The organism is Sphingomonas sp. BT-65 (assembly GCF_026107375.2).
Taxonomy (GTDB): Bacteria; Pseudomonadota; Alphaproteobacteria; order Sphingomonadales; family Sphingomonadaceae; genus Sphingomonas.
In genome coordinates this window covers 608,338-622,887 of record NZ_JAPCIA010000002.1, presented here as the reverse complement: position 1 = coordinate 622,887, position 14,550 = coordinate 608,338, and the positions used below count along the sequence as shown (strand labels likewise).

Genomic DNA, 14,550 nt, shown 5'->3' with positions numbered 1-14,550 from the left:
ACCCAGACTCGCGTGTCATGACGCGCGATCCGTGCGGCCAAACGGTAGTGAGCCGCTTGCGTCCGGCGGAGCGCTGCGCGCCCGGCTTTGAGGGCCGCGCGCAGCGCTCCGCCGCGCCGGGCGAAAGAAGGCCGCACCACGCTCGCGCCACCCCTCCTTCGTCGCGTCGTCCTTGGTGGCAACGGCCTCAAGCAGTGCGCCAGCGAGCTGATCGGCGTCCAGCGCATCAGCGCCGGTGGCGACGACCAGTTCGCCGAACTGGCGGACCTGGCGTTCCTTGAGTTGCTTTGCCTTGTCAGCGAGTGTCTTCAGTTCCGAATCGAAGTCGCGGGGCTTGCGCATCACAGTCTCCATTGCCGGGTGATGCGGACATGATAATAGAGTGACGATCGCAATGCTGTAGGATCGCCGAGACAGTCTGAAACTGCTCGGTCCCTCACAGGAATTTTTCGTGTGAGGGCGCGCTTATACGTCGTGCCGACGTGCGCTCAGCGTAGTAACTGGTAGATCGCCATGGCGATCTACCATTTCTCCGCCAAGATCATCTCCCGTGCCAATGGATCATCGGCACTGGCGTCCGCCGCCTATCGCTCGGCATCGCGGCTCTATGACGAGCGGCTTGAACGGCATCACAACTTCTCGAACAAGGCAGGCGTCGTCCATTCCGAAGTGCTGCTGCCAGAAGGCGCGCCCGAGCGTCTCGCTGATCGGGGAAAACTCTGGAACACTGTCGAGGTGGCCGAGCTGCGCAAGGACGCGCAGCTTGCACGTGAGATCGAGTTCGCGATTCCGCGCGAACTGGACCAGGCCGAGGGCGTTCGGCTGGCTCGCGAGTTTGTCGAGCGCGAGTTCGTGGCGCGAGGCATGATCGCCGATCTCAACGTGCACTGGGATGTCGGCGCCGATGGCGAGGCCAAGCCGCACGCGCATGTGATGCTGACCCTTCGCGATGTCGATGAGGAAGGATTTGGCAAGAAGAACCGCGACTGGAATCGCACCGATCTTCTGGAGGAATGGCGCGAGCGCTGGGCAGAGCACGTCAATGCACGCCTGGCCGAACTGGATATCGATGCGCGTATCGATCATCGGTCCCTGGAAGCGCAAGGCATCGACCTCGATCCGCAGAACAAGATCGGCCCGGCGGCCGCCCGAATGGGGCGTCAAGGGCTCGCTTCGGAGCGGCTTGAAGAACATCACGCGATCGCGCGCGCCAATGGCAAGAAGCTGCTCGCGAATCCGGCGCCCGCAATCGACGCGATCACCCGCACCCAGGCGACCTTCACGACCCGCGATCTGGCGATGTTCGTACACCGCCACAGCGAAGGGAAGGACCAATTCGACCGCGTGATTGCGGCGGTGCGTGCATCACCGGAACTGATCGCGCTTGGCAGGGACGGACGCGGCCAGGATCGCTTCACCAGCCGCGACATGATCGAGACCGAGAAACGGCTCGAGCGTGCTACCGTCCGGCTGGAAGCGGTCCGCCGTCACGGCGTGGACGAGCAGCACCGCAAGCTCGCGCTCGTGCGTGCAGAGATGCGCGGGCTGGTGTTGTCGAGCGAGCAGCGCAGCGCCTTCGACCATGTCACCAAAGGCCAGGGGCTTGGCGTGGTCATCGGCTATGCCGGAACCGGCAAGTCGGCGATGCTCGGCGTCGCGCGCGAGGCCTGGGAGAGCGGAGGCTATTTGGTCCGCGGTGTAGCGCTATCCGGCATTGCCGCCGAGAATCTGGAGAGTGGCTCGGGCATCGCTTCACGCACCATCGCCAGCATGGAGCATCAATGGGCGGAAGGCCGCGAGTTGCTCACCAACCGCGATGTGCTGGTGATAGACGAAGCCGGCATGATCGGCACGCGCCAGATGGAACGCGTGCTTACCGAAGCCGAAAAGCGCGGCGCCAAGGTGGTGCTGGTCGGCGATCCGGAACAGCTCCAGGCGATCGAGGCCGGCGCTGCGTTCCGTGCGACCGCCGAGCGGCATGGCAGTATCGAGATCACCGAGATCCGCCGCCAGCGCGAGGATTGGCAGCGTGACGCCACGCGCTACCTCGCGACGGAGCGAACAGTGGAAGCGATCAGCGCCTATAGTCGGCACGATCGCATCCATGTTGCCGATACGCGTGAGCATGCACGCGCCGACCTGATCGACCGATGGGATCGGGATCGTTTGGAGGCGCCCGGCGCCTCGCGGATCATCCTCACGCACACTAATGACGAGGTGCGCGAGCTGAATACCTCCGCACGCGACAGGCTGCGCGCCAACGGCGAGCTCGGCGAGGATGTGATGATCTCGACCGAGCGGGGACAGCGTGAATTCGCGCCCGGAGACCGGGTGATGTTCCTGCGCAATGAGCGCAGCCTTGGCGTGAAGAACGGGACGCTTGGGCAAGTGCAGTCTCTCACTCAGGCGCGCATGGCGGTGCTGCTCGACGACGGGCGCTCGATCGCGTTCGATGTCAAGGATTACGCGAACGTTGATCACGGGTACGCCGCGACGGTGCACAAGGCGCAAGGTGTGACAGTCGATCGCGTCCATGTGCTGGCGACGCCAGGGCTCGATCGTCATGCCGCTTACGTAGCGTTGTCACGCCACCGCGACAGCGTCGATCTCCACTATGGTCGCGACGATTTTGCCGACGGACATGCGTTGACCCGGACACTGTCGCGCGAGCGCGGCAAGGACATGGCATCGGACTATCTGGCCACCGAGCCGGCGCAGGAGCGGCGGGCACCACACGACCGGTTCGCGGGGTTGAAGCTGCGCGTGACACCCGATGCTCCGGAGTTGAGCCCATTCGAGCGGGCGGTGGTGCGCGTTGCACGCTCGGTCGCCGACATCGTACGCGTGCGGACGGAAGGATATGCGGAGCTGTCGCACCAGCGTGCCGCGCTCGATAAGGCGGTCGCTGAAATGGAGGCGTTACGCCCCGGTGTTAAGCGCGACCTGCAGAACGTGTTCAACGCCGATCGCACGACGATCGATGAGGCTGCGAGCGGGCGGCCACAACGGACGATCCGGGCTATGATGTTGGAGGCGGAGGTGCGGGCCGATCCAGCCAGGCGCGCCGACCAGTTCGTTGCGCGCTGGAGCAAGCTGCAGAAGCAGTCTGACCGCGCCTATGCGGTGGGCGACATGGCGGGCCGCAAAGCCATCCAAAGCGAGATGGCGGGAATGGCGAAGAGCCTCGAACGAGACCCGCAGATGGAATCGATCCTCGCAGGCCGCAAGGCGCAGCTCGGGATCACGATTGACACCGGTCGCAGGCTTGGAGCGGAACTGGCGTTCAATCACGGAATCGACTTCGGGCGAGGACGTGGGCTTGGGCGCTGAAGTGGTGTCGGCTTTGCGCCCCAACATGCGCCGTTCCGCGCCATCCTCACGGTCCCCGGAACCTGTCGTATGTTCATGATAAGGTCGACGTTGAGCAAACGGCCGCGCAAGGCCTTTCCAGTCAATCCGCATTACCTCCACGCTAAGTCCGGTCAGGTGCTGGCCGCGTGAAGCGGCTGATCGTGCCCAGAATGATCGGACGCGGTGATTTCGGTTACGCCGAGCCGTCCGCACCAGCGAGCCTGCCTCGCTTTCCGCGTAAAGGATCTTGTGCCGTTGCTGGCGCGGTAGGTTTTACCGGCTTCCAACGCTATCGATCGGAGATTCGAAGCCGTTCGCTTAAACCGTCCGGCAGTCTACGGCGCTCCCAGCCCGAATCCGGCAGGGTATAATGGCTGGGCGCTGTCATCCGGTACGCCGGGCTTCTGCGCTTCCACCGCCGCCATCGATGAAGGCAGCTCGAAGGGTAGCCTGCCCATCGCCTTGGCCTGACCAGTGATCACGTCCATTAGTGCGGCATCAGTCGCGCCGAAATTGACGAGGAGCACATTCGCGAGTTCCTTGACGCGGTTCAATATCGCGGGACGATCCAGATAGACCGAGACGATCGCCGGCACTTTGGCGGCCGCCACCGTCCTTAGAATCTCGAAATCCTTGTCGCCATCGCGATAGTCCAGCCTGCCCTCGTGCTGCATCCGTCCGAACACGAAATATGGATGCAGCATCTCGAAGGGCGCCGCCATGCGCAGGATCGCAACCTCCGCCTCGGCCGGCGTCGGCACCGGCGTAAAGCCGGCCGCCCGTACCGCTTCAGTGGCCATGCCGTGGACAAAGACTTTCATGCCCGGCTTGAACGGCAGAGCTCCATTATTCTGCAGTAGCACCTGGCTCGCGCGTTGTGCGGCATCGCCCGCCTTCTGGAATTCTGGATTGCCCGCGATGCGAACAGCCGCCTCGGCATCGACGAACGGATTGTCGAACAGACCTTGGCGGAACTTCGCGATCATCACGCGGCGCACCGATTGATCTAGCCGTGCCTCGCTGATCCGGCCCGCCCTGACCGCGTCGAGGATCTTCTCCGGTTGGTCGACTCCGCCGAACTGGTCGATGCCCGCTTCAACGCCCTTGGCGAAGCGCTCGCTCTCGGTGAGATGTTCGACGCCCCACGGCATGCCAAGGTCACCGAAACCCTGCGGCCTGTCCTTGGTCGGTCGCTGGCAGATCTCGTCGCAGTCGCGCGTGATCAACCAATCCGAGACGATGATACCGTCGAACCCGTGATTGCCGCGCAGCACATCGGTGAGCAGTTCCTTCGAGAAGCCTACCGCGACCTGCTCGGTCCGCTTGCCGCCGAGCTTCAGATCCTTGAGGATCGGGTAAGTCGGCATCACCCCTGCCACCTTGGCGTCGAACGCGCCTTTGAATGCGGCGACATGCTCATCGAACGCGGCCTCATCGAGTACCGCGAAGCGGCCATAATGGTTGTGCCCGTCCCAGCCCTCGGGCTGCGCGCCATAGCCGACCCAGTGCTTGACCACGGTGAGCACGCCATCGGCCATGAGCCCGTCGGCGCCGCCCTGAAAGCCCTCGACATAGGCGCCGACGAGCGGAGCGACGCGCTTGGCGTTGGAGCCGAATGTACCCGTCGCACGGCTCCAGCGCGGCTCGGTCGCGAGGTCCGCCTGGGGCGACAGCGCCATGTGAATGCCCACCGCGCGATACTCCTGGCGTGCAATATCGCTGAAGCGCTTCACGATCGCCGCTTCGCCGATCGCGCCGAAGCCGAGCGGGTCGGGCCATTGCGAGAAGCCCCTGGATTCGGCGGTTGCGCCGAGGACATATTGAAAATGGTTGCGCGGATCGGTGCTAATCGTCACCGGGATGCCGAGCCGCGTTCCCTCGGCCAACCGCTGGATCGCGTTCGACTGCTCGGCCATCGACTTCGGATCGAGCGATAGGCGCGTGATGAAGCTGGTGATCTTCTTGCCGGCGATCATGCCTCTGGCGCGATCGAGGTCATAGCCTAGATTTGACGCCCCTGTCGCTCCGGCGAAACCGCCGAGGCCCGGAAGGGTCCCGTGCATCATCGTGCCGGCCTTTTCCTCCAGCGTCATCTGCCGGACGAGATCGTCGGCGCGTTGTTCGGGGCTGAGGCGCGAATCCTCATAGGGATCGAGCCCCCCCGAGCGATTGAGGTCACGGAACTGCTTTCCATCGACCGTCAGCTCCGGGATGCGATTTCCAGGTGCCACGGTTTGCGCGAGCGTTGATGTCGGCAACCCGAGTGCAATGCTGGCGAGAAGGGTCGTTGCACGCATCATGTTGGTTGCTCCTCCACATTGTCGGCGATCTTTTGCGCTACCTCGGGGAAGTCGCCACCGGCCTTCGGATCAGCGAGCCTGGGGTGGTGATGCCGTCGAGCAGTCCTGCCTCGGTCGGCTCGTGAACGCGCTTGACCCGGCAGCAAGATTGGAGCCGCGATAGGAAACCAGTGCAGATGCCCACGGATCGTCACGCCTGCCCTCTCCCCATTATTTCGTTCGCTACGGCCGGAGGCGTTAGGTGTCCGGCATGCGCAGAATACGGAAAGCTTCCGATTTCGGGGTTAAAACGTCAATGGAAATCTTCGTTTATCTTCGTATCGCACCATGGAACGCAACGTGTCCCTGCCGCCCAACTGGGTCGCCACGCCTCGCTCCTCGGGAATTGACAGGATCAGCCCGAAGGGCCACTCCTTCGGATGAAGATATACGAAAAAATACGAAGAGAGGTGTCGAATGGCAAAACGCGTTCGGTTGACGATAGCGGCTGTCCTGCTGGCGGGCGGCGCATGGACTGGCGCCCTGGCGCAGACGAACGAAATGCCGGGCAAGGCCGTGCCTCAATATCTCGAGACGCCCCCCGGACAGAAGCCGCGCGTGGTGATCACAGCCGACCCCGAGCTCGACGATTCGAATTCGCTGGTGCGCTATCTGCTCTACGCCACCGACTTCCGTACCGAGGGGCTGATCTATGCCAGCAGCCAATTCCATTGGACGGGCGACGGCAAGGGAACGAAGCTGAGCGTGCCGGGGCGCGAATATAATCGCTTCGGCGTCAATCTCTGCCCCTGCACTTCGTGGCGCTGGGATCCGGGTGAGCGCTTCATCGACGAAGCCGTCGAGCGCTATGCCGAGGCATATCCCAATCTGAAGGTCCACAATCCGGACTATCCGGCCCCGGGCGATCTCAAGTCGAAGATTCGCTGGGGGAATGTCCAATTCGATGGCGATATGGAGAAGGACACGCCGGGATCGGACCTGATCAAGGCGCTGCTGCTCGACCCAGAGGAGGCGCCGATCTACCTGCACGCCTGGGGCGGACAGAGCACGATCGCGCGCGCGCTCAAGTCGATCGAGGAGCAGTACAAGGGCACACCGCAATGGGCGGCGATCCGCACCAAGGTCATCCGCAAGGCGGTGATCCACCCCTCGGGCGATCAGGACGACACTTATGCCAAATACATCCAGCCCAATTGGCCTGAGATCCGCTATCGCCAGCAGGCGGGCGGCGTCGGCATCAGCTATAATTCGCAGGAGCGAGTGAGCCTCGAGGACGCCGTATATCTGGGAGCGGCCTGGATCGCGGAGAATGTGCGGAACAAGGGGCCGCTTGGCGCTTTCATCCGCGTCTGGGGCGACGGCAAACAGATGGTGAAGGGCGACCGGTTCGACTATTTCGGCATCGCCGGAAAGTCGGGCGAGGAGCTGAGGAAGGAGGGCTATATCGTCTGGACGCCGCCGCGCCCGAAGGGCGACTATCTCGGCGAAGGCGATACCGGAACCTTCTTCAACCTGCTCGACAACGGCCTTCGCGGTTATCGCGGCGACAGCTTCGGCGGCTGGGGCGGCTATGCGCGCAGCGGTCCTGCAGGCGGCGGCTTCGCGGGCTTCGGCGAGGCGCTGGCGGGGATCGAGGCCGATGCCGCCAATCCCGGCGCGCGAGGGGCGATCACGCGCGCGCCCACGCATCCGTTCTTCGCGCCCGCCCAGCGCGACTGGGCAGCGCGGTTCAAATGGGCGGTGACGTCGGACTATGCCGGCGCGAACCACAATCCCCGGATCGAGTTGGCGGGGCCGAACATACGCACCGCAAAACCGGGTCAGCGCGTCGCGTTGTCGGCGAAGATCTCCGATCCGGACGGCAATGCTGTCGCGCTCAAATGGTGGGTGTGGAAGGAGGCTGGGAGCTACAAGGGAGCGGCCGGTCTCAAGCCCGTCGGCGCGGATGCAACCCTGCTGGTTCCGCTCGATGCCAGGCCGGGCGACACGATCCAGGTGATCGCGGAGGCGACTGACGATGGCACGCCGGCGCTGACGCGATACGAGAAGATCGTCGTCACCGTGGGTAGCTGAGACGGCGGCGCGGCGGGACCAACGCCCCGCCGTCCATTCTCTAGGCCGCGATCTCCGAGGCGACGTTGATCAGCGCGCAAAAGGCGGGCACCTCGAGGCTCGCACGCCCTGCCAGCACACCGTCGACCTCGGCGGCGAGCAGGATTGCGGGGGCACTTTGCGGGTCGACCGCGCCGCCGTAGAGCAGCCGAACCGCTACCCCGGCCTCGCCATGCAGCGCGCCCAGCGTACCTCGAATGACCTGGTGCATGGCCGCGACCTGCTCCGGTGTCGCGGCGGTTGGAGCGCCGATGCACCATACCGGTTCATAAGCGATCGCCAGGCCGCCTGCGATCGGCCCGCCGGCCGCTGCACGGATCTGAGCTGCCACCGTCTCTTTGCCCGTTCCAGCGTTGCGCTGTTCCGCGGTCTCGCCGACGCAGAGGACGACATCTAGCCCATGGCGCCACGCCGCGTCGACCTTTGCGCGGATGACCGCGCCGGTCTCGCCATGGCCGACACGCCGCTCGCTATGACCAACGAGTGTGAAGCAGGCACCTGCCTCGCGCAGCATCGCGGCGGAAATCGAGCCGGTATAGGCACCGGCATCGGCGAAATGCACGTCCTGCCCGCCGATCGTGATGTTGCGGGCACCAATGGCTGCGAGGCCAACCAGTGTCGCAGGAAGCGCCATCCAGACCTCGGCCGAGGCGGTGGCGGCATGACTTTCGATCGCGTTGAGCTCGGCGAGCTTCTTCCGGCAGCCGTTCATTTTCCAGTTGCCGACGATCAGGGGGCGCGCCGCCATGGATTGGCCACTCCGTTGCTTGTGTGAAGAGCCAGGGGCGCGGCCCGGGACCGCCCCGCCCCGGCTGGTCAAGCCTGCATCAATTTGCGCAGGTCCGATTGAGGATCGTTAACGATCCGGCTCTGCACGTCGAAGACCATCGTCTGGCGCTTTGTGAGATCGTAGCGCGGCCAGGCGGGAATCGCGGGCGACTGCGGATCGCCGGTCTTCGCGAACGCCACCCAGGCGGCGTGCATCTGGGCCGACATGCGCGCCGGATCGGCGCCGGGGCCGACAAAGCTGCGAACATTCTCGTAGGTTCCGAAAACATAGGAAAGTTCGGTGGCATGACCCGCCTTCATCGCGCCGCCGAAGGTAGGGATCTCGCGGTCCATCCGGTACATCCAAACCGGCGCGGGCTGCTTCAGCTTGCGCTCTGCAAGAATGACCGAATCGATCCAGAACATCCGGTTGCCGTTCATCGCGGTGACCAGCTCGCCGGGGGTGTAACCGGGATAGGCGGCGCGCAGCGCGGCGGCCATCCTGCTGCCTTGCTTGGGATAGCGCGCACGAACGCGCTGCTCAAAGCCCGCATCGGTCTCGGCGGCGAGCGTCTTGTCGCCAAGCGCGAACATCGTGCCCTCGTCCTTGTTGGTACCGATGATGAGCGGAATGTCCGCGGCCATCGTCGGCGCCTCGGGCATGAAGGGACCGCGAGGAAGGGATTTGCCGTCGATGCTCGGCGTGAAGTCGCCGATGAGGAAGCCGTCCTTCTTGAGATGGATGACCTTGTCGGTGGCGGCCTTCTGGCAGGCGAAGATCGTCTGCGTATCGATCGCCGCCAGCGCGGTGACATCCCCCGGCTTGACGCCGAGCGTCTCGGTCAGCGCCCCGCCGAGCGCCAGGGCATAGGCGCGAGGCGTGGCGTCGAGGGCGGCGCCGCTCTGAATGATCGCCTTGTGGTAGAGGCCTTTGGCGGGCGGCATGCCGAGGAGCAGCGAGACCTTCGCCCCCCCGCCGCTCTCGCCGAAGATGGTGACGTTGTCGGGATCGCCGCCGAACAGCGCGATGTTCGCCTTCACCCATTCGAGCGCTGCGACGATGTCGAGCATGCCGGCGATGCCCGACGACGCATAGTCCGGACCCCAGCTGTCGGGTAGCTGGGTATAGCCGAACACGTTGAGCCGGTGATTGAGCGACACCAGCACGATACCGCTGCGTGCGAAATGGTCGCCCCAATAGGTTGGTCGGCTGCTGGCTCCGCTTGAAAAGGCGCCGCCGTGCAGCCACACCATCACCGGCTTGCGGCCTTCGAGATTGTTCGTCCACACGTTGAGAAACAGGCAGTCCTCGCTGCGCTTCTCGTCGAACGGGGCGTCGGGCTGGCCGGGACTCTGCATCGCTGCGTTGCCAAACCGGTCGGCGTCGACCACCTCCGTCCATTTCTGCAACGGCTGGGGCGGACGGAAGCGCAGCGGCCCGACCGGCGCCGCCGCATAGCGAAGCCCCTTGAACGACTGGACGAGTCCCCATTCGAAGCGGCCGCGGACCGGCCCGTTCGTCGTGTTCACGACTGCCGTGGCGGCGCCCACGTCGCGGGCGAGAACGCGACTCGCCGACAATGCGGTCAGCGCGGCGACTGAGCTTATCAGGCTGCGGCGCGTAATCCGGAACTGCTTCTCCATGAATTTCCCCTCCAGAGGCAGGCGGTCGATTGCCGCTTGGAACTTTCGATATGAAGAAAATCGAAAGTAGTCAATTGCAATGCGTAAGTCTTCGAGCTATTACGAAGGATGCCGGAGGGTCGTGAAGCCTCCCGGATCCGCAGCAAAAATGCGCGGAATCGCGATTAGAAGGAGGGGAAAAAGATGAAAGTTTTCGCATATCGGCGTCTTGCATTCGCTTCGGCGAGCGCGCTCGCACTGGTGCTCGCATGCGCCCCTGCCCAAGCGCAGACCGACGGCCAGCAGAGCCTTCCCGAGACCGAGGCGCAGGAAGCGGGGGGCGAAGGCGAGATCGTGGTGACCGGGACGCTGCTTCGCGGCATCGCACCCGTCGGCACCAACGTCGTCAGCATCTCCGAGGCCGATGTCGTTGCGACCGGCGCCCAGTCGTCAAATGACCTGCTCGCCACTATTCCCCAGATCAGCAACTTCAATACCATCCCGAACGGCGGTGCCAATTTCGGCCAGCCCATCGTGCAGACCAATCTGCGCAACCTCGGCGCGTCGGGCGGCACGACAACGCTGACACTTGTGAACGGTCATCGCATCGTTGGCTCGGGCATTTTGCAGACCTATGTCGACCCGCAGATCATCCCGCCCGGCATCATCCAGCGCGTCGAGGTCATCCCCGACGGGGGATCGTCGATCTATGGGTCGGACGCGATCGGCGGCGTCATCAACTTCATCACGCGCAAGCGCTTCGATGGAATCGAGGCCAACGCGCGCTATGGCTTCGCTGACGGATATGACAGCATCGACGCGAATATCACGGTCGGCAAGGACTGGGGCTCGGGATCGCTTTTCGTGTCCTATGCCTATGCCTGGCACAATGACGTTCTGGGCATCGAGCGGGATTTCGTCACGCAGAACCACACCGGTTTTGGCGGACGGGACAATCGCAGCTTCTCCTGCACGCCCGGCAATATCCGGATCGGCGGGGGTGCCGGCACCTTCTATCCGATGCCCGGCTTTTCCGGCGCGCCGAATCGCTGCGATACGTCCGACTATGTTGCCATCTATCCGCGCGAGACCCGCCATGCGGTCTTAGCCACGCTCGATCAGCAGCTGAACGACAGCATCTCGACAAACATCACCGCCTATTTCTCGCGGCGTGACACACTGACCGCGGAAGCGACGCTGACGGGCAGCGGGCCGATCAACAGCTCGAATCCCTATTTCCGGCCGGGGCCGGCCGGCCAGACCAGCTATGATGTCTTCTTCGATTTCGGGCCGGTGTTCGGCATCGGCCGGAGCAGCCCGCAACGGTTCGACTCCTGGGGCGTGACGCCGACCTTCGAGGCTGATCTCGGCGGCGGCTGGCATCTGCGCGGGCTGGCGAATTACGGGCGCAGCTACAACGAAACCAATCAGGGCGGCGTCAACCAGGGCAATGTCTTCGCGGCGCTGGCGGGAACGACCACCGCGACGGCGCTGAATCCCTATAATGTGGCACAGACCAATCCGGCGGTTCTTGCCGGCATCCTCGACTATCGGGACCGTGCGATCGCTACCCAGGAGCTTGCCGAAGCGCGGCTGGTCGCCGACGGGCGGCTCTTCACGCTGCCGGCCGGCGATGTCCGCCTGGCGGTGGGCGCCGAATATCATTTCGAGAAGATCGCGGCGAATGTCTCGTTCGGCGCGATCTCCAATCCCTTCCGGAACTCCGCACTCGCCACGCGAAACGTCAAATCGGTGTTCGGCGAAATCTTCGTGCCGGTCTTCGAGATGCTCGATCTCACCGGCTCGGTCCGCTACGACCATTATGACGATGTCGGGGGCACCACCAATCCCAAGATCGGCTTCAATTTCAAGCCGGTGGAGGGTATCACGATTCGCGGCAACTACGGTACGTCCTTCCACGCGCCGAGTCTTGCCGACACGGTCGGCGCCGTCGATGCGCGCATCTCCCAGTCCACCAACTTTGGCTATTCGGCCGGACGGCCGGTCATCTGGATTTCCGGCGGCAGCTCGACCCTCCGGCCTGAAACCGCCAAGACCTGGTCGGTCGGTGCAGACGTCAAGCCGTCCTTCTTCCCCTCGCTGACGCTCAGTGCGACCTACTACAATATCGATTTCACCGACATCATCAGCGTCAACGCGGGTGGTTTCTTCGGAACGGCCTTCTACGCCGATCCCGAGAACGCTCCATTCTTCATCCTCAATCCGACCATCGCGCAGGTGAACGCATTCTCTGGCGGGCTGGCGCCGGACAACTTCCCGTCGCTCGAGTCGCTCTATGCCAATTCGGGCGTGCCTTATTCGGTGCTTGACCTGCGGCGCTACAATCGCGGGAGGCTGAAGCAGGACGGCATCGACTTCAACGCCGTGCTGAACCAGCGCACCGATTTCGGCTCGATCAACGCCAGCTTCGGCGGCACCTACACGCTGAGTCGCAAGTCGAGCCCGGCGAACAACGGCGTCTATGTCGATCAGCTGGCGAACGGCACGATCAGCCGCTTCAACTTCATCGCGGCGCTTGGCGCGACCGTTGGTCCGGTTACCGGACGGGCTCAGCTCAACCACCGTGGCGGTCTCCCGGTGCTGTTCGATGCGACGCAGACGCACGTCAATGCCTTCGACACCGTCGACCTCTACTTCGCCCTCGATCTGGGCAAGATCGCACTGATGAAATCGGCGATGCTCACGCTAAACGTCGACAATCTGTTCGATAAGGATCCACCCTTCCGGACCTCGGGCACGGGCTTCGCGAACGGCTCGACGCTCGGCCGCCTGATATCGGTCGGAATCCGTACCAAGTTCTGACCAATCCATCCCCACTCGCCCGCCGACGTTCTAGCGTCGGCGGGTAATTTTCTCCCGGAAGAGAGGGTGACGAATATGAGCAAGCGCATGAAGCAGATGGGACGGAAACTGATACTCGCGGGCGCGGCGCTGCTCGCCACGACGAGTTGGAGCGCGCAGGCTGCGGCGAGCGAGAAATCCCGCGTTCTCGTGCTCACCGATATCGGCAACGAACCCGACGATTCCGAGAGCTTCGTCCGCTTCCTGCTCTATGCCAACCAGTTCGACGTCGAGGGGCTTGTCGCGACCACTTCGACTTGGCAGCGCAAGCGCGTCCAGCCGCAACTGCTGCGCGAGCGGATCGACGCTTATGCCAAGGTACTGTCGAACCTGCGGCGCCACGCCGAGGGCTATCCGGATGCGTCGGCGCTCCATGCTGTGGTCCTCGAAGGCTCGCCGCTCTACGGCATGGCGGGCGTGGGCGAAGGCAGGGATACCGCTGCCTCGCGGCGGATCATCGAGGTGGTGGATCGGCCCGATCCGCGTCCCGTCTACATCCCGGTCTGGGGCGGCGCAGCGGATCTGGCCCAGGCGCTGTGGAGCGTCCGCGCGACGCGCACGCCCGAGCAGGTGCAGGCGTTCGTCGCCAAGCTGCGCGTCTATTCCATCTCCGACCAGGACGACGCCGGCCCTTGGGCGCGGCGCAATTTTCCCGAGCTCTTCTGGATCGCCAGCGTCCATGGCTGGGGCCAATATGGGATGGCGGCATGGACCGGCATCTCGGGAGACCTCATGGCGCCGGGCAAATGGCCCGCGGCCGAGACGGTGACCAACGAATGGCTCGCGCAGCACATCCGCCGCGGTCCCCTGGGGATGATGTACCCGCCGCACGCCTTCATCATGGAAGGCGACACGCCGTCGTTCCTTGGCCTGATCGCCAACGGCCTCAATGATCCCGAGCATCCCGAATGGGGCGGCTGGGGCGGCCGCTATCTCCCGTCCTACGAAGGCGGCGGCCATCGCGGCGACGCGCAGGATCGCTTCACCGATGCCGAGGGCAAGAGCTGGTCGGGCAATCAGGCGACCATCTATCGCTGGCGCCGTGCCTTCCAGAACGATTTCGCCGCGCGCATCGCCTGGACGCTCTCTCCGGACGTGAAGCGCGCCAACCACAATCCCGATGTTGTGCTGAACCAGCAGGCCGGGCGCGCGCCGCTCCGCCTGACGGTCAAGGCGGGATCGGCGGTGCGGCTCTCCGCGGCGGGCACGCAGGATCGCGACGGCGACCGGCTCAGTTACCGCTGGTGGCAATATTCCGAGCCGAGCGCGGCACCCGGGTTCCTCGTCCCAACACTTAAGATCGACGGCGCAGACACCCCCGAGGCGAGCTTTTCGGCGCCGGCCTTCAAGGTTAATGCCGAGAACGTGCCAATCCCCAAGGAGCCGGTCGCCTATCACGTCATCCTCGAGGTGACCGATTCGGGCACTCCGGCGCTGACTAACTATCGGCGTGCGGTGATCGCGGTCACGCCCTGAATCAGCTGCGGCGGGGACGGTCGCAGGTCGTCGCGCTTTCCCTCAAACTTGCGCGCCC

8 protein-coding genes are annotated in these 14,550 nt (G+C 64.3%); 4 read left to right on the top strand and 4 right to left on the bottom strand.

From position 1 onward, the window contains the following. Window positions 1-15 precede the first annotated feature (15 nt). A complete protein-coding gene (locus OK349_RS17455) occupies window positions 16-342 on the bottom strand; it encodes a conjugal transfer protein TraD (RefSeq protein ID WP_265119182.1) in 327 nt (108 codons plus the stop codon). Window positions 343-513: 171 nt separating this feature from the next. Here OK349_RS17455 and traA point away from each other — a divergent pair, with 171 nt between their 5' ends. Continuing rightward, the gene (traA, locus tag OK349_RS17450; RefSeq protein ID WP_265119181.1) at window positions 514-3,330 is read left to right on the top strand and encodes a Ti-type conjugative transfer relaxase TraA; all 2,817 of its coding nucleotides are present in this window, start codon (window positions 514-516) and stop codon (window positions 3,328-3,330) included. A 356-nt stretch (window positions 3,331-3,686) separates the two neighbouring features. On the opposite strand, the gene OK349_RS17445 is transcribed toward traA, so the two are convergent. Then, complete coding sequence (locus OK349_RS17445; RefSeq protein ID WP_265119180.1) at window positions 3,687-5,651, bottom strand: glycoside hydrolase family 3 protein; 1,965 nt, start codon at window positions 5,649-5,651, stop codon at window positions 3,687-3,689. A 474-nt stretch (window positions 5,652-6,125) separates the two neighbouring features. Here OK349_RS17445 and OK349_RS17440 point away from each other — a divergent pair, with 474 nt between their 5' ends. After that, window positions 6,126-7,724, top strand: coding sequence for a DUF1593 domain-containing protein (locus OK349_RS17440; RefSeq protein ID WP_265119179.1), 1,599 nt, complete (start codon window positions 6,126-6,128; stop codon window positions 7,722-7,724). Between the two features lie 40 nt (window positions 7,725-7,764). Here the strand turns inward: OK349_RS17440 and tpiA are convergent, their stop codons facing one another. Further along, window positions 7,765-8,511 (bottom strand): triose-phosphate isomerase, encoded by a 747-nt coding sequence (gene tpiA / locus OK349_RS17435; protein ID WP_265119178.1) that lies wholly within the window; start codon window positions 8,509-8,511, stop codon window positions 7,765-7,767. A 68-nt stretch (window positions 8,512-8,579) separates the two neighbouring features. Further along, window positions 8,580-10,175, bottom strand: a complete 1,596-nt coding sequence (locus OK349_RS17430; protein WP_265119177.1) for a carboxylesterase/lipase family protein — start codon at window positions 10,173-10,175, stop codon at window positions 8,580-8,582. Between the two features lie 183 nt (window positions 10,176-10,358). Between OK349_RS17430 and OK349_RS17425 the strand changes: the two genes are divergently transcribed. Beyond that, window positions 10,359-12,977, top strand: coding sequence for a TonB-dependent receptor plug domain-containing protein (locus OK349_RS17425; RefSeq protein WP_265119176.1), 2,619 nt, complete (start codon window positions 10,359-10,361; stop codon window positions 12,975-12,977). A gap of 75 nt (window positions 12,978-13,052) precedes the next feature. Further along, complete coding sequence (locus tag OK349_RS17420; protein ID WP_265119175.1) at window positions 13,053-14,492, top strand: DUF1593 domain-containing protein; 1,440 nt, start codon at window positions 13,053-13,055, stop codon at window positions 14,490-14,492. The last annotated feature ends 58 nt before the right edge of the window (window positions 14,493-14,550 follow it).

Bases quoted from the DNA above. Each gene is read 5' to 3' on its own strand.
- OK349_RS17430 (WP_265119177.1), bottom strand. From the start codon at position 10,175: ATGGAGAAGCAGTTCCGGATTACGCGCCGCAGCCTGATAAGCTCAGTC.
- OK349_RS17455 (WP_265119182.1), bottom strand. From the start codon at position 342: ATGCGCAAGCCCCGCGACTTCGATTCGGAACTGAAGACACTCGCTGAC.
- OK349_RS17445 (WP_265119180.1), bottom strand. From the start codon at position 5,651: ATGATGCGTGCAACGACCCTTCTCGCCAGCATTGCACTCGGGTTGCCG.
- traA (WP_265119181.1), top strand. From the start codon at position 514: ATGGCGATCTACCATTTCTCCGCCAAGATCATCTCCCGTGCCAATGGA.
- tpiA (WP_265119178.1), bottom strand. From the start codon at position 8,511: ATGGCGGCGCGCCCCCTGATCGTCGGCAACTGGAAAATGAACGGCTGC.
- OK349_RS17420 (WP_265119175.1), top strand. From the start codon at position 13,053: ATGAGCAAGCGCATGAAGCAGATGGGACGGAAACTGATACTCGCGGGC.
- OK349_RS17425 (WP_265119176.1), top strand. From the start codon at position 10,359: ATGAAAGTTTTCGCATATCGGCGTCTTGCATTCGCTTCGGCGAGCGCG.